Genomic DNA, 15,173 nt, shown 5'->3' on the forward strand with positions numbered 1-15,173 from the left:
TCTACAGGGTGATGTCCTCCAGCATCTCGGTCACCAGCGCGGCGATCGGCGAGCGCTCCGACCTGGTCAGCGTCACGTGCGCGAACAGCGGGTGGCCCTTCAGCTTCTCCACCACCGCCACGACGCCGTCGTGCCGGCCGACCCGCAGGTTGTCACGCTGGGCGATGTCGTGGGTGAGCACCACCCGCGAGTTGGCGCCGATCCTGCTCAGCACGGTCAGCAGCACCCCGCGCTCCAGCGACTGCGCCTCGTCCACGATCACGAACGCGTCGTGCAGCGACCGGCCGCGGATGTGCGTGAGCGGCAGCACCTCCAGCATGCCGCGGTCGAGCACCTCTTCGATCACCTCGGGAGAGCTGACCGCGCCCAGGGTGTCGAAGACCGCCTGGGCCCACGGGCCCATCTTCTCGCCCTCGGAGCCGGGCAGGTAGCCGAGCTCCTGGCCGCCGACTGCGTACAGGGGGCGGAAGACGACGACCTTGCGGTGCTGGCGGCGCTCCAGCACGGCCTCCAGACCCGCGCACAGTGCCAGCGCCGACTTGCCGGTGCCCGCGCGCCCGCCCAGCGAGACGATCCCGATCTCCGGGTCCATCAGCAGGTCGAGCGCGATGCGCTGCTCCGCGGAGCGGCCGTGCAGGCCGAACACCTCCCGGTCGCCGCGCACCAGCCGCACCGACTTGTCCGGCAGCACGCGGCCGAGTGCCGAGCCCTTGGCCGACAGCATCCGCAGGCCCGTGTGCGTCGGCAGGTCTCTGGCCTCCTCCAGATCCGCCGTGCCGTGCTCGAAGAGTGTTCCCACGTCCTCCGTGGTCACCTGGACCTCGGCCATCCCGGTCCAGCCCGACTCGACCACCAGCTCGGCGCGGTATTCCTCCGCGGACAAGCCGATCGAGGCGGCCTTGACCCTCATGGGCAGGTCCTTGGAGACCAGCACGACATCGCAGCCCTCGGCGGCGAGCGAGCGCGCCACGGTCAGGATGCGGGTGTCATTGTCGCCAAGGCGGAACCCGACGGGCAGGATGGATGGATCACTGTGGTTGAGCTCAACCCTGATCGTGCCGTCTCCCGTGGGCATCGGCTCGTCCAGCCGGCCGTACTGAACTCGTAGATCGTCGAGGTAGCGCAAAGCTTTCCTCGCGAAATAGCCGAGTTCGGGGTGGTGTCGCTTGCCCTCCAGTTCGGTGATGACCACGATCGGGAGGACCACGTCGTGCTCCGCGAACCGGGTCATGGCCGCCGGGTCCGCTAGCAGGACCGAGGTGTCCAGCACGTACGTGCGCTTGGCCGGGTTGATCGAAGGGTTGCTCGAGGACACTGCCACACGTTCTCCCCCGGGCGCCCATCGAGACGGGCACCCTGCAGACGAGGTGGGAACCGGACCGGACCCGCGTCCCCGACCACGATCTGCCGGCGGCGCCGGATTCCGGCCCCCCGCGGCAGGTGTTGGTGCAAAGGCGGGCCCTCTCCGGAGTGTCCGGCCTGTGGCCGGACACTTATCACGTTACGTCCTGAATACCCAGTTGTCCGGTCAGGAACCGTAACGTCGGTGTCTCGCGGCGTAATCGCGCAGCGCCCGCAGGAAGTCCACCCTGCGGAAGTCGGGCCAATATGCCTCATGGAAGTAGAACTCTGAGTGAGCGCTCTGCCACAGCATGAAGCCCGACAGGCGTTGCTCGCCTGAGGTCCGGATGAGAAGATCCGGGTCGGGTTGGCCGCGAGTGTAGAGATGCTCCGCGATGTGCTCGACATCGAGTACCTCGACGAGGTCCTCGATGCTGGCACCCTTGCTGGCGTGCTCCTGGAGGAGTGAGCGCACCGCATCGGCAATCTCACGCCTTCCTCCATACCCAACTGCAACGTTCACAATCAGGCCGGGACGGTGCGATGTGACTTCTTTTGCGTTTTTGAGGACATTCGCCGTGCGGTCGGGGAGCAGATCCAGCGCGCCGACCGGGCTGATCCGCCAGCCCGCCTCCACCAGCTCCCGCGTCACGTCCTCGATGATGCGCAGGAGCGGCTCCAGCTCCTCGCTCGGCCGGTTGAGGTTGTCGTTGGACAGCATCCAGATGGTGACCACCTCGACGCCGGTCTCGCGGCACCAGGTGACCAGCTCGGCTATCTTGTCGGCACCCTTGCGGTGACCGCTCGCGACATCACGCATGCCCATGGCCCGCGCCCAGCGCCGGTTGCCGTCGATGATGACCCCCACGTGCCGGGGGACGCTGTCCTTCGACAGCTTGGTCTCCAGCCGGTGCTCGTACAGCCGGTAGACCAGATCGCGCAGGCCCACGGAGTCCTCCCCATCGGTGCCGTGCCTATGGTCGAATGACCCAACAGGCAATTATCACCGCGTTTCACCCCAGCCTGCCCCCTCAACCGGAATCCCGGCCGCCCAGGCAGTCCTCCGCCTCGTCGACCAGACCGTGTACGAACGCGGCCAACTCGGACGATGTCAGGACCGCCCGCATCCCCACGCCGCTGGAGCCCCAGGCTTCGACGTAAGCCCTGCGGGTCACCCGCCACTCGCCCTGTGCGGGTAGCCAGATGGGGATGGTCCTGAGCTGGCAGCGTAGCTCCCCGCCGTTCACCGCGCCGGACCTCGCGCGATATCGGAACCAGAACAGCTCGCTCCCGCCTTCGTCGCCGGGGAACCTGTCATCAGGATCCGGCCATTTGCCCGCTTCGCCGTTTTCCTGCGCCTCGCGTGCCCGGCTGACGCCGCGCGCCAGCCGTTCCAGCAGCCAGCCGCACCGCTCGCCGACGATCCCGTACGGCGCGCCGTCGCGGCGGAGTTCCAGGGTGATCTCGTAGGGCATGCCGACGCTGTCCGTGCACGCGACGGGCGTGACGGTCAGGTATGAGCCGTCAACACAGCGGAGTCCTCCCATGTCAAGAGGGTATCCCCCGTCAAACTCCGCCAAACCCGTAGAAATACCCAGCTGTACCACCGAATACCTGGTCTCGATCGGTGCCGCCGAGCAGGGCCGTCGCCACCTCCCAGACCGTCCGGTAGTCGGCCGCCAGCAGGGCCACAGGCCAGTCGCTGCCGTACATCAGCCGCTCGGGCCCGAACGCCTCCACCGCGTGCTCCACGTACGGCCTGAGGTCCTCCACGGTCCACTCCTGGTGGTCCGCCTCGGTGACCAGCCCCGAGACCTTGGCGTACACGTTGGGGCACGCGGCGGCCCGGGTGAGCTGGGCGGCCCACGGCTCCCACTCATGGTCCTTGATCCGCGGCTTGGACAGGTGGTCGATGACGATCTTCAGATTCGGCTGCCGCTCGGCGAGGGTGACCACGTGGTCGAGGTGGCGCGGCAGCAGCGACGGCACATCGAGGGTCAGACCGGCGTCGGCCAGCAGTCCCAGCGACTCCAGGACGCGCTCTTGGACCACCCAGTCGGGGTCGGGCTCGTCGTGGATGAGGTGGCGGACACCGGAAAACTTCGGATGTCTCCCGTAGCGATCGATGGCCGCCGCGGCCTCCTCAGGGCGCTCCAGCGGCACCCAGCCGACGACCGCGGCGATGAAGTCGTGCGCCTCGGCCTGGGCCAGCATGGCGTCGGTGTCCTCGTAGCAGTCGGCGGCCTGCACCAGGACCGTGGCTTCTATGCCGATGGCGGCGAGCTCCGGCCGCAGGTCCTCGGGGGCGTAGGTGCGGTGCAAGGGGCCTAGGTCGGGGGTCAGCCAGGTGTACCAGCCGGTCTCGACATTCCAGAAATGCTGGTGCGCATCCACTATCACCCGACAAAACCTAGGATGTCTGGACATCCCAGATCAAGAGCCACCGACCACACGGGCGACCACCGACCACGCGGACGCCCACCGCACCGGTACCGACCACGCGAGCGCCCACCGCACCGGTACCGACCACGTGGCTGGGGACCCCACTCAGGGGGCGTCAGCTGCGCGGGCGCGAGCTTCGGCGACCGGTGAGCCCCATTCCGCGGCGGCGGGACGACCGGGGCCCTCGAAAGCGAGACCACCAGCCGCGCCCGGCCTGAGCGTGCGTCTGCCCGCGCCCGATCTTGGCGAGCAGCTCGGGCATCCAGCCGCGCCTGGACTGGGCGGGTGTCTCGGGCATCCGGCCGTGATCACGCAGCCAGGCGGCGAAGTCGTCGGCGTCCGCGCGGTAGCCCGGGGGCGGCGCCTCGCGCGCAGTGGCGTACGCGGCGAACTCCGCGATCAGGTCACCTCCGGCGGCCCGCGCGGCGTCGGGGCGGAGCCTGGCCACGATGCTTCGCCGCTTGCCGATCAAGCTCCCCGCCTGGACGCCGAGCCGTTCGGGATCGAAGCCGTCCGGCACGTCTCCCCCGGCGATCAGGGCCGCGACGAGCCTCGCCTGAGCGGCGGCCAGGCGCTGCCTGGCGGCTTCCGTGCTCATCGCGGACGGCCCACGCCGTCCTGGGACAGAACGGTCGCGTCCGAGGCCATGACGGCGCCGTCCCGGGCTACGGCGGCGCCGTCCGGGGCTATGACCGCGCCGCCTCGGGCTACGGCGGCGCCGTCCCGGACCATGGCTGCGCCGTCCCGGGCCATGACTGCGCTGCCTCGGGCCATGGTGGTCCTGATTCTGGCCAGCTCCGACGACAGCACCGCGTCGCTGGGGTACTCGTCGTCCCACTCCAGCAGCACGCCCGGCGGTGTGGTGCGGGCGCACAGCTCGGTCAGCAGGTCCAGGACGGGCTCGGGCGCCGCGGTGGTGTGGGTGTCGTGCCAAATCCCTTTGTGCTCATACCCGCCGGCCACGTGGACGTACGCGAGGTGATCCAGCGGTAGCGCGTCGAGTGCTTCCAGCGCCGACAGGCCGAGGTTGCGCTGGCTGGTGTAGAGGTTGGCCACGTCCACGAGCAGTTGTACGCCGGTGCGTGCCACCAGCTCGGCCAGGAACCGCGCCTCCGTCAGCTCGTCGCCCGGCCAGCCGAAGATGGCGGCCACGTTCTCCAGGGCCAGGGGTACCGGGAGGGCGGCCTGGGCCTGGCGGATGTTCTCCGTCACCACGTCCAGCGACTCTCGGGTGCGGGGGATCGGCAGCAGGTGACCGACCTCGTGCCCGCCGCCCCTGACGAACGCCAGGTGCTCGCTCACCAGCGGCGAGTCCAGAGCCTCCGCGCAGCCCGCCAGATGCGCGAGCCTGGCCGGGTCCGGCGGCTCCGCGCCGCCGACGCCCAGGGACACACCGTGCGGGATCACCGGCACGCCCTTGGCCCGCAGGACGCGCAGGGACTCGGGCAGCCGGGCCGGGGTGATGTTCTCGGCGACGACCTCCACGAAGTCGACGTCCGCCATCCGCTCGATCGTCAGGTCCAGCTCCCGCCGCCAGCCGATGCCCACGCCAAGAGCAACCCCCACGTCAGCCTCCTTCACCACCAGCCTCCTTAACGTCAAGCTCCCTAACGCCAAGCTCCTTAACGTCGGCTCCTTAACGTCGATCTCCTTAACGTCGGCTCCTTAACGTCAACCGCCCCCGCAGCCCCCGCCGCCGCAACCGCCGCCCCCGCAACCAGAGGAGCCTCCGCAGCCCGACGAGCCGGAGTCGCCACCGGAACCGAAGTCGCCACCCGCGCCGAACGCGCCGCTCGATCCCGGATTGCCGCCACCGCAGACCCCGGCGGCGCAGCCAGAGCCCTCGTCGGCCTCGTGGGCGTTGAGCTCGGCCTCCAGGCTCGGGTCATGCAGCTCCCCTATCCCGTACAGGGCGACGGACAGGGACAACGCCTCGCCCCCGGAGCTCGCGGATCCCATGGGCGCCCACGCCTGCCTGGCCCGGCTCAGCTCGTCGTGCCCCGCCGAGCTCAGCGCGTCGCGCATGGCCCGCTGGTGCCTGGCCACCGCGATCAGTCCGGCGGCGCCGGTGAACGCGAAGACGAGGCCGCCGACGAAGGTGAACGGCCCCATCGACAGGAAGATCACCGCTGCCACCGAGAGCGCCGCGCCGGCCAGGGCCAGCCACGACAGCAGGCGCAAGCGGCGGAGCAGCGTCTGGACCGGCACCAGCGTCTCGCCGGGAACGAGCAGGCCGAGCCCGGTCAGGTGATGCCGGATCTCGTCCATCGCGACACCGCCGCCGATCTCGCGTCTGATCACGGTCGCGGAGACGCCCTTGGAGCCGGCGGCGACGGCGGCCAGCACCGCCTCCTCGACCGGGTGGCTCGCACGGGCGCCCGCGACCGCGTGCAGGTTGCCGCCGCGTGAGACGCGCAGTCCGCCGGACTTGGCCAGCAGCGCGATGGCGGTGTTCGCGACCCGGCGCGGGCCGCCGGCGAGGTAGGCGATCTCGTAATGGCCGAGCTCATGAACGCGGAAGTTCACGGCACGCACCCTGGCGTGCTCGCGCTTGATCGTGGCCGCGGTGGTCGCGATGACCAGCGCCAAGACCACGGACAGGACCAGGGGGATCAGATCCACTTGCGGCCTCCTCTCCGGTGCGACCGGGAGACGGACGATGCCGGGTATCCGATTGACGCCTAAGCCCGACATAAAGGTTCCCCCCCGCAGGACACCTTTCTGTGGCCTACCGGACGCCTGCCTGAGCCTCGCCAGCACCGCCCGGACACGCGACCGCGCCGGCCGTCACGAAGACGGCCGGCGCGGTCGATGCCGGTTGGTGCCAGCTGGTGCCCGGCTGGTTCCGTTCGGTGCCTGGCTGGTTCCGTTCGGTGCCTGGCTGGTTCCGTTCAGTGCCTGGCTGGTTCCGTTCAGTGCCTGGCTGGTTCCGTTCAGTGCCGGCGAATCAGCTCACCCGGTGAATCAGCTCAGCCGACGAGTCAGCTCAGCCGGTCGAGGAGGGCGTTGTACTCCTCCCACAGCTCCTTGGGCAGGTGCGAGCCGAACTTGTCGAAGTGGGCCGGGATCAGCGCCGCCTCCTCGCGCCACACCTCGCGGTCGACCGTGAGCAGCGTACGCAGGTCCTCTTCCGCCAGGTCCAGGCCCTCGACGTCGAGCGCGTCCGGCAGCAGGCCGATCGGGCTGGACACGGCCTCGGCCTCGCCGTTGAGCCGGTCCACGATCCACTTGAGCACGCGGCTGTTCTCGCCGAAGCCGGGCCAGATGAACTTGCCGTCGGCGTTCTTGCGGAACCAGTTCACGTAGTAGATGCGCGGCAGCCTGGCGTTCTCGCGGCGGCCTATCTCCAGCCAGTGGGCGAAGTAGTCGCCCATGTTGTAGCCGCAGAACGGCAGCATCGCGAACGGGTCGTGACGCAGCTCACCGACCTTGCCCTCGGCGGCGGCGGTCTTCTCGGAGGCGACGTTGGCTCCGAGGAAGACGCCGTGCTCCCAGCTCAGCGACTCGGTGACCAGCGGCACCGCGGTGGCGCGGCGGCCGCCGAACAGGATCGCCGAGATGGGCACGCCCTTGGGGTCCTGCCATTCGGGGGCGATGGTCGGGCACTGCGCGGCGGGGGTGGTGAAGCGCGCGTTCGGATGGGCGGCGGGGTCGTCGGACTCCGGCGTCCACGAGCGCCCCTTCCAGTCGGTCAGGTGCGCGGGCGGCTCGGCGGTGAGCCCCTCCCACCACACGTCCCCGTCGTCGGTCAGCGCGACGTTGGTGAAGATGCTGTTGCCCCAGAGCGTCTTGACCGCGTTGGCGTTGGTGACCTCGCCGGTGCCGGGCGCGACGCCGAAGAAGCCGGCCTCGGGGTTGATGGCGTGGAGGCGGCCGTCGTCGCCGAACCGCATCCAGGCGATGTCGTCACCGACCGTCTCGACCTTCCAGCCGGGGATCGTCGGCTGGAGCATGGCGAGGTTGGTCTTGCCGCAGGCGCTCGGGAACGCGGCCGCGATGTAGCGGGTCTCGCCCGAGGGCGGGGTCAGCTTGAGGATGAGCATGTGCTCGGCGAGCCAGCCCTCGTCGCGGGCCATGACGCTGGCGATGCGCAGGGCGTAGCACTTCTTGCCGAGCAGCGCGTTGCCGCCGTAGCCGGAGCCGTAGGACCAGATCTCGCGGCTCTCCGGGAAGTGGCTGATGTACTTGGTCGAGCTGCACGGCCACGGCACGTCCTCCTGGCCGTCGGCCAGCGGCGCGCCGACGGAGTGGACGGCCTTGACGAACTCGCCGCGCTCCTCGATCAGGCGCAGCGCCCGCTCCCCCATGCGGGTCATGACCCGCATGGAGACGGCCACGTACGGCGAGTCGGTGATCTCGACGCCGAGCTGGGAGATCTCCCCGCCCAGCGGTCCCATGCAGAACGGCACGACGTACATGGTCCGGCCGCGCATGCTGCCGGCGAACAGCTTGTCGAACGTCCGGCGCATCTCGGCGGGCGCGACCCAGTTGTTCGTCGGCCCGGCGTCCTCCTCGCGCTCGGAGCAGATGAACGTGCGGTCCTCGACCCGGGCCACGTCGGTCGGGTCGGACTTGGCGTAGAAACTGTTGGGCCGCTTGGCCAGGCGCGTGAACGTGCCCTGCTCGACGAGCAGGTTGGTCAGGCGCGTCCACTCCTCCTCCGAGCCATCGCACCACTCGATCCGGTCGGGCTGGGTCAATGCGGCGATCTGGTTCACCCAGGCGACCAATTCGGCATTGCTCGTCGGGGCGGGTACTTCCACGGAAACGGACACGGCGGCGGCTCCTCCACTCTTCAGGGCCCAAACATCATTCACGACGACGGCGCGAAAAAGCCAATTGGCATAGACCTATGCCTGGATCCGGCCGTCGCCGCAGGCTGCGGCCTCGATGATTGGGGGAGCCTACCCCGAAGAAGCGGTTTCAAAAGAAAGCGACCCGCCCACTGCCCGGCGAATGAAGTTGGTCTAAACCAATTTCGCAAGAGGTTTAGTCCATTCGCCGGAGAGTTTCTCCTGCGTACTCTCAGGAATTGACGTCAGGCCCGGCGGAGCGAACTCGGTCGACGTGTTGCAGCGCGTCTCGCAGTTCGGACAGCCAGGTGTCGGTGTGCTTTCCGACCAGTCGTACACACCAGGCCAGCGCGTCGCTGCGGCTACGGGCCACGCCCGCGGCGACGAGCGTGTCGAGCACCTGGCGTTCCTGCTGTCGCAGGCGTGTCATGACGGGCACCGAAAGAGTGGTGAACATCACAGTGGTGTCGCCGCAGACGACACCCCAGGACACCTTCTGCCGGAACCGCCGCTCGGCCTCCTTGGCGATCTCGATGCGGCGCTCGCGCGTCTCTTCCCTGAACCGCCCGATGAGCCCCTCGATCAGGGCCGCCTGCTCGACGTCCGATCCCTCGGAGCTGGGCTCCGGCAGTGTGCCGAGCACCGCGATCTCCTCGCGGTCCAGGACGATCTCCGGCGCCTCGGTGAACCATTCCTCGGGCAACCGCCCGGTGAACCAGCCCTTGATCTGGGCCGCTGCTTCATCACTTGCCATGTAATTAGAATTACACGGTTGCGGGGAAAAAGCACGTACGGAAGGGCTGCCTCTTTATGAATGAAGCCGTCAGCGAACGCGGGCCGCGAGCATCGGGCTGACCCTGACGATCCCGGCCAGGTTCCGGGTGCTCATCGGGGCGATCTTGACCACGTCGCCGGTGCGCGGGGCCACCACCATCTTGCCGTCGCCCCAGTAGATCGCCACGTGCGAGATGTAGCCGGGATTGGTCGGGTCCAGGCGCCAGAAGATCAGGTCACCTGGCTGGATCTGGGCGAGGGGCACCTGCGGCCCGGCCATCCATTGCTGGTGCGTCACCCGCGGCATGCGCACGCCCGCCTGCGCGAAGGCCCACTGGACCAGGCCCGAGCAGTCGAACGTGTCAGGGCCTTCCGCACCCCACACGTACGGCCTGCCCAGCTTGGTGGCGGCGGCCCTGAGCGCGACGGTGATCTGCTCGCCGCTCATGAACGAGCCGGCCGCCCAGGTACGGACCTTGGCCTGCGCGGGGGGCAGCACCGGGTTGACCATGGCCGTCTGCGTGCCCTTGGGCAGCACCTTGAGCAGGGCCTTGCGCAGCTTGTCGGAATTGGCCTTGGGCGCGCTCACGATCAGCGCGTTGTCGCGCGGCAGGCCGAGCGTACGTCCGACCTCGCGGGAGACGACTGCGTCGACCGCCCCGAAGCCGGTCGTGGCGTAGGCCCCGATGCGCAGCGGCCCGGCGGGGCCGCGGACCCGGCTGTGCAGGCTGAGGCCCCCGTCGCTGCCGAGCACGAACGAGACCGCCACGTCGCCGGCCGCCACGTTGTTCCACAGCGCGTCGGAGGCCGCCGTGACCTTGGGCGTATAGGCGCGGAAGGTCGAGGGGTCCACCGCGAGGGTCTGCACCCGCTTGTCGTCGAGCATGATCGAGGCCGCGTCGGCCAGTTCGAGGGCGGTCACCCCTCGCAGCCGCGCCACCTTGCGCAGCAGTTCGTTGGTCAGCGGCTTGCGGGTGACCACGAAGAGGTTGGGCTTGTGTAATTGGCCGAGCGGCTTCACCGGCTGCGTCACCGATTGCGCGGTCTTGCCACTCTCGGCCGCAAGGGTCTGCTGGGGCGCGGGGCGGTGCTGCGGGCGTACGGCGGCCGCGGGCAGCTGGCCGCCCACCTGCCGCTGGCCCACCTGCGCGAGCAGCAGCAGGTCGGCGGTCAGCACCGCGACGAGCGAAACCACGATGAACGGGACCAGCTTGTGGTGGTCACGCCGCTTCCTGGAGCGGACCAGGAAGCTGAGATCCTGCCGAATACCGGAGGAACGCGAAAAATCCGCCGGACCGTCGTGGGCCCGGCGGGTTGTGTCTTCGGAAGTCAGTTGCCGATGTACGGAACGGCCTCGAGGATCTCGACGGTGTTCTGGCGACCGTTGGGCATGGAGTAGGTCGCCTTTTCGCCGATCTTTTTACCATTGATCGCCGCACCAAGGGGCGATTTCGGCGAGTACACGTCGATCGGGGCGCCGCTCTCCTCACGGGACGCCAGCAGGAAGGTCACCTCATCGTCGTCACGGACGAACCGGATCGTCACGGTCATGCCGGGGCCGACGACCCCTTCGGTCTTCGGTGCCTCTCCCACCTGGGCGTTGTCGATGATCTGCCGGAGGTGGAAGATGCGGGCCTCCATCTTGCCCTGCTCATCCTTGGCCGCGTGATAGCCGCCGTTCTCCTTCAGGTCACCTTCCTCACGGGCGGCCTCGATCTTCTTGGCGATGTCGACGCGCCCTGGGCCCGAGAGGTATTCGTACTCCGCCTTGAGACGGTCGTACGCCTCCTGCGTCAGCCATGTGACGTTCTCATCGCGAGAGTCGGCCACGGGTTCTCCTTGCTTGCCTAGGGGGCCCTGAGATCACTTGAGGTTGCGTGCGGTTGAATTGCGAAAGGCTAACAACTCAACAGCTCGTACGCTTCCTCAAACGTCTCATTCTACGAGATTGCAGTACTGGATGTGGACGGACGTGGCCTGGGCACTCGTGTCCAGGCGCTCCTTGAGCTGCTTACTACCCCCACCAGCCGGAATTCTTACTTCCCTGCTGCCCACTTCTGCGTGGTTGACATCTGTGGCCCTGATCCGGCATACGGCGACCCGGTCGGCCGGCTTGCTCACCTCGAAGGTGATCTCGGCCTCGTCCGGGCGATTGGCCTGGAACGACACCACCTGGGGGATGGCCCCGGTGTTGCCGCCGGTCATCGACCACATCACGTAGCCCCAGCCACCTGCGATGATGGCCACCAGCACGCCGATGACGACGTGCACGACGAAGCGGCCCCTGCGTTCAGGACGATCGGGGAAGTCGTCGGGTGTGCCGAGAACTGGACGGCTCTCGACATCTTCGGTGGCCATGGCGGAATCTCCCTGCACTCCCTCAGCGTTATCCGAGACAATTGTTCCCTGCGGGGGTCACGCCCTCGCGACTGCCCAGCTGAACCTAACCTCTCTGGGCGAGTGATCGGTCCAACTGAGGAGACATCGAGCCCGTGAGTGCACCGTTGAGACTGATGGCCGTCCATGCCCACCCCGACGACGAGTCGAGCAAGGGCGCCGCCACCATGGCGCGCTACGTCCGCGAAGGCGTTGACGTGCTGGTCTGTACGCTCACGGGTGGTGAGCGAGGCTCTGTGCTCAACCCTAAGATGGACCGGCCGGAGATCGTCGACAACATCGGCGAGGTCCGCAAAGCGGAAATGGCCCGCGCGCGGGAGATTCTTGGAGTTCAGCAGGAGTTCATGGGCTTCGTCGACTCCGGCCTGCCGGAGAACGAGGAGGAGGAGCTGCCCGAGGGCTGCTTCGCGGTGCAGAAGCTCGAAGACGCCTCCGCGCCCCTTGTCGCCGCCGTGCGCGCGTTCAGGCCGCACGTCATCGTCACCTACGACGACGACGGTGGCTACCCGCACCCCGACCACATCATGACCAACCGGGTCTCGGTGGAGGCGTTCGAGGCGGCCGGCGACCCCGACCGCTACCCGGGCACCGGCGACCCGTGGCAGCCGCTGAAGCTTTACTACCAAATGGGCTTCACCAAGGAGCGGTTCGAGGCGCTGCACGACGCGATGACCTCGCGCGGCATGGGCTCCCCCTACTCCGACTGGATCTCCCGCTGGGAGGACCGGCCCGCCAAGTGGCCGGTGACGACCCGGGTGCCCTGCGCCGACTACTTCGAGCTGCGCGACGAGGCGCTGCTCGCGCACGCCACCCAGGTCGACCCCGACGGCTTCTGGTTCGTCTGCCCGCGTGAGCTCCAGCAGGAGATCTGGCCGACCGAGGACTACCACCTGGCGCGCTCCCTGGTCGACACCGAGCTGCCGGAAGACGATCTGTTCGCCGGAATCCACGCCGACGAGGTCTCCGCCGCCTGCCACTGACGGCGATCCACGCCCGCCGCCTGCCGCTGACCGGAGCATGACCCCCCGGTGGCAGACTGGAGGAGTGATAACTCTCGCAGCGGGTGATGTGAGTCCGGGCCTGCTCGGCTTCGTCGTCGTCGCCCTCATCGGGGTCGCCCTGTACATCTTGATCAAATCGATGAACAAGCAGATGTCGAAGATCCAGGTGCCCCGGGCGGCCGACATCGACGACAAGAAGGCCGAATAGATGCCGGTCGAAATAGTCGACAACGCGGCGGAGAGCCGGTTCGAGATTCTTGTGGACGGCACGGTCGCCGGGTTCGCCGACTACCGCCTGCTGCCCACGAAGATCGTCTTCACGCACACCGAGGTGCTGCCCCAGCATGAGGGGCAGGGCCTGGCGGGCAAGCTGGTCGGGCACGCGCTCGACGCGAGCAGGGACACCGGCCTGCGAGTGGTGCCCCTCTGCCCGTACGTCGCCAAGTACATCCAGCGCCACCCCCAGTACAAGGATCTGGTCGACGACTCAGCCGCTGGGTGACCACGCGCTTTCAGCCGCTCAGGCGACGTCAGTCGCTGGGTGACCAGGCGCGTTCGAGGGCCTTGGGCAGGCCCCACCAGCCCAGCGGGGTGAGCACGTCCTCGGTGTCGACGATGCCCAGATAACCCCACAAGGTGACCACCGGCACGAACAGCCGCTCGGTCGCGTCGAGGTCGTCGGCGTCCTGGTCGTCGATGTCGATGTCCTCCGACTCGGCGATGAGCCGGGCCAGCCGCTCGGGCGAGGCGAGCACGCCGGGCCCCAGCCTGGTCAGGGCCGCCACCGCGGCCAGCCAGTCGGCGTGCTGGATGGCGCACAGGTTGGCCAGCACGGTGTCCTCGTGGCTGAGGTCACCGTCGATGTCCGCGAACTCCTCCAGGCTGTCGCCGGCCTCCGACAGGTCGGAGATGGGCCCGGCGATGCCGGCCGCCACCGACAGCCACAGCTCGCCGTCGTCCTCGGGCATCAGCCGGTCGTCGAGCCCAGCGCAGGCCCGCAGCACGTTCGCCGGGTAGCCGGGCAGGCCGAGCAGCTCACGCAGCAGCGCCCCGGCCCGCCGCAGCTCGTCGGCGGGCAGCTCGGGCGGCTTGGGCAGCTCGCCGACGATCCGCCGCAGCTCGGCCAGCGCGAACGCCTCCTCCTCATCCCACGCGGCGAACAACTCCTCGTCCTGCTCGTCACTGACCGCGAACCCGGGCACCCGGCCGTCAGGCTGCGGCTCGCTCAGCCAGCGCTCCTGAAGCTCCTCGTACGTCCTGCGGGCCCCCGAATCACCGGCGACCAGCGCGTCGGGGTCGATCTCCCCCGCGCTGACACGTTCCTCCAGATACCGCACGAGCAGCGAGAACATCTCCTCGGCCACCGGCCCGCGCTCGTCCTCCTCCGGCCAGACGAAGTAGCCGGGCGTCATCAGCATGGGCTCGGTGCCGGTCGACTCGACCCAGCGCTGCACGTCGCCGACCGTGGCGACACCCGACTCGATCGTGCTGAGTGTCGTCCTGGCCGACTCCCAGAACGCCAGGGAGAGCGGGTTGCCCGCGGCCATCAACGCGCGCCGCAGGTCGGGCAGCGCCACCAGCGCCACCCCGGAGGGCACGGCGAGCAAGGCGCGGGCCACGTCCCTGCGGGTGAGGGCGGCGGCGGGGCGGCCGGCATGCGTGCACACGAAGTCCAGATCCACGCTCCGTAACCTACGCCCCCGCCGTCCCCACCACACGTGTTGCCACCGACCCGACGAGCCGCTGCTGATCGGCGTCGGCTTCGCCGTGCCACCGGTGCCACGGGATTCCTGCGGACAACTGAGATCAGGACGTACGCTGAACAGCGTGAAAGGTGGTGTCATGAGCGCTCAGCCTGTCCACGGTGGCACAGCGGACCACCCCAGGGTGCCACGGACGATCGGCGGCATCTCCAGCGCGCTGCGGGGTGGCCGCCGTGCGCAGTTCTTCGCGGAGCTTCTGGAGGCTCAGCAGGGACCTGAGCTGGACGGCGTGCTCAACGCCTGGTGGGGACGGGCGATGCTCGACACCGACCCCAATCGTGACCGCGTTCGCGCGGCGGCCGAAGCAGGCACTCTGCCCACCACGACCATGGACAAGATCGTGCGCCGACGGCAGGAGCGCGGCGCGAAGTGAGCGAGGACGACAACCTACGGCCCGTGGTGCCGTCGGAGGTCGTGGCGGACACGCTCGCCGACCCGTCGGTCTCGGCGGAACTGTTCTCGACCGTGGCCGCACTCACTGTTGCCATCTGCCAGGACCCCTGGCTGACGGGAAGCGATCAAGTCGGCGCTGATCCCGACTGGCGGGAAATCCTCATCCCCAAGGGACACGGCATTGCCGAGTATCGGATCGACCGGAAGAATCAACAGGTGCTCCTCACCCGCATCGTCCTGTTCTGACGGCGTTGTGAGAGCCTTGGCCG

At 68.8% G+C, this 15,173-nt stretch carries 18 protein-coding genes; 5 read left to right on the forward strand and 13 right to left on the reverse strand.

Going from position 1 to position 15,173, the window contains the following annotated elements:
* Position 1: 1 nt before the first annotated feature.
* The 12 genes from AB0J16_RS20600 to AB0J16_RS20655 form a co-directional block, all read right to left on the reverse strand.
* A complete protein-coding gene (locus AB0J16_RS20600; protein ID WP_357944034.1) occupies positions 2-1,321 on the reverse strand; it encodes a PhoH family protein in 1,320 nt (439 codons plus the stop codon).
* A 207-nt stretch (positions 1,322-1,528) separates the two neighbouring features.
* On the reverse strand, positions 1,529-2,290 hold the full coding sequence (locus tag AB0J16_RS20605) for an isoprenyl transferase (RefSeq protein ID WP_214639665.1): 762 nt from the start codon (positions 2,288-2,290) through the stop codon (positions 1,529-1,531).
* A gap of 82 nt (positions 2,291-2,372) precedes the next feature.
* The gene (locus tag AB0J16_RS20610; RefSeq protein ID WP_358541580.1) at positions 2,373-2,888 is read right to left on the reverse strand and encodes a hypothetical protein; all 516 of its coding nucleotides are present in this window, start codon (positions 2,886-2,888) and stop codon (positions 2,373-2,375) included.
* 19 nt (positions 2,889-2,907) lie between these two features.
* Positions 2,908-3,741 (reverse strand): amidohydrolase family protein, encoded by an 834-nt coding sequence (locus AB0J16_RS20615; protein WP_358541582.1) that lies wholly within the window; start codon positions 3,739-3,741, stop codon positions 2,908-2,910.
* 157 nt (positions 3,742-3,898) lie between these two features.
* Complete coding sequence (locus tag AB0J16_RS20620; protein ID WP_358541584.1) at positions 3,899-4,381, reverse strand: hypothetical protein; 483 nt, start codon at positions 4,379-4,381, stop codon at positions 3,899-3,901.
* The gene (locus AB0J16_RS20625; RefSeq protein ID WP_358541586.1) at positions 4,378-5,349 is read right to left on the reverse strand and encodes a DUF692 domain-containing protein; all 972 of its coding nucleotides are present in this window, start codon (positions 5,347-5,349) and stop codon (positions 4,378-4,380) included. Before AB0J16_RS20625 ends, AB0J16_RS20620 begins: the two co-directional genes overlap by 4 nt.
* A 105-nt stretch (positions 5,350-5,454) precedes the next feature.
* On the reverse strand, positions 5,455-6,405 hold the full coding sequence (locus tag AB0J16_RS20630; protein WP_358541589.1) for a TIGR04222 domain-containing membrane protein: 951 nt from the start codon (positions 6,403-6,405) through the stop codon (positions 5,455-5,457).
* A gap of 359 nt (positions 6,406-6,764) precedes the next feature.
* Entirely contained in the window at positions 6,765-8,558 is a 1,794-nt protein-coding gene (locus tag AB0J16_RS20635) for a phosphoenolpyruvate carboxykinase (GTP) (RefSeq protein ID WP_358541591.1), read from the reverse strand.
* Between the two features lie 250 nt (positions 8,559-8,808).
* Complete coding sequence (locus AB0J16_RS20640) at positions 8,809-9,330, reverse strand: hypothetical protein (protein WP_358541593.1); 522 nt, start codon at positions 9,328-9,330, stop codon at positions 8,809-8,811.
* 69 nt (positions 9,331-9,399) lie between these two features.
* A complete protein-coding gene (locus AB0J16_RS20645) occupies positions 9,400-10,545 on the reverse strand; it encodes a C40 family peptidase (protein ID WP_358541595.1) in 1,146 nt (381 codons plus the stop codon).
* A 134-nt stretch (positions 10,546-10,679) separates the two neighbouring features.
* Complete coding sequence (gene greA, locus AB0J16_RS20650) at positions 10,680-11,180, reverse strand: transcription elongation factor GreA (protein ID WP_225296428.1); 501 nt, start codon at positions 11,178-11,180, stop codon at positions 10,680-10,682.
* Between the two features lie 105 nt (positions 11,181-11,285).
* Complete coding sequence (locus tag AB0J16_RS20655; RefSeq protein WP_358541597.1) at positions 11,286-11,708, reverse strand: DUF4307 domain-containing protein; 423 nt, start codon at positions 11,706-11,708, stop codon at positions 11,286-11,288.
* A gap of 134 nt (positions 11,709-11,842) precedes the next feature.
* On the opposite strand from AB0J16_RS20655, the gene mca reads away from it, so the two are divergent.
* The 3 genes from mca to AB0J16_RS20670 all read left to right on the forward strand — a co-directional run bounded on the left by mca (position 11,843) and on the right by AB0J16_RS20670 (position 13,250).
* Positions 11,843-12,727 (forward strand): mycothiol conjugate amidase Mca, encoded by an 885-nt coding sequence (gene mca, locus AB0J16_RS20660; protein WP_357944021.1) that lies wholly within the window; start codon positions 11,843-11,845, stop codon positions 12,725-12,727.
* A gap of 64 nt (positions 12,728-12,791) precedes the next feature.
* Positions 12,792-12,956, forward strand: a complete 165-nt coding sequence (locus AB0J16_RS20665) for a hypothetical protein (RefSeq protein WP_358448767.1) — start codon at positions 12,792-12,794, stop codon at positions 12,954-12,956.
* Entirely contained in the window at positions 12,957-13,250 is a 294-nt protein-coding gene (locus AB0J16_RS20670) for a GNAT family N-acetyltransferase (protein WP_358541600.1), read from the forward strand.
* 28 nt (positions 13,251-13,278) lie between these two features.
* Here the strand turns inward: AB0J16_RS20670 and AB0J16_RS20675 are convergent, their stop codons facing one another.
* The gene (locus AB0J16_RS20675) at positions 13,279-14,430 is read right to left on the reverse strand and encodes a hypothetical protein (protein ID WP_358541602.1); all 1,152 of its coding nucleotides are present in this window, start codon (positions 14,428-14,430) and stop codon (positions 13,279-13,281) included.
* Positions 14,431-14,590: 160 nt separating this feature from the next.
* Here AB0J16_RS20675 and AB0J16_RS20680 point away from each other — a divergent pair, with 160 nt between their 5' ends.
* Positions 14,591-14,884 carry a hypothetical protein gene (locus tag AB0J16_RS20680; protein WP_358541604.1) on the forward strand — a complete coding sequence of 98 codons (294 nt, stop codon included), beginning with the start codon at positions 14,591-14,593 and terminating at the stop codon, positions 14,882-14,884.
* On the forward strand, positions 14,881-15,150 hold the full coding sequence (locus AB0J16_RS20685) for a hypothetical protein (protein ID WP_358541606.1): 270 nt from the start codon (positions 14,881-14,883) through the stop codon (positions 15,148-15,150). Before AB0J16_RS20680 ends, AB0J16_RS20685 begins: the two co-directional genes overlap by 4 nt.
* The last annotated feature ends 23 nt before the right edge of the window (positions 15,151-15,173 follow it).

The organism is Nonomuraea sp. NPDC049750 (assembly GCF_040659625.1).
Classification (GTDB): Bacteria; Actinomycetota; Actinomycetes; order Streptosporangiales; family Streptosporangiaceae; genus Nonomuraea.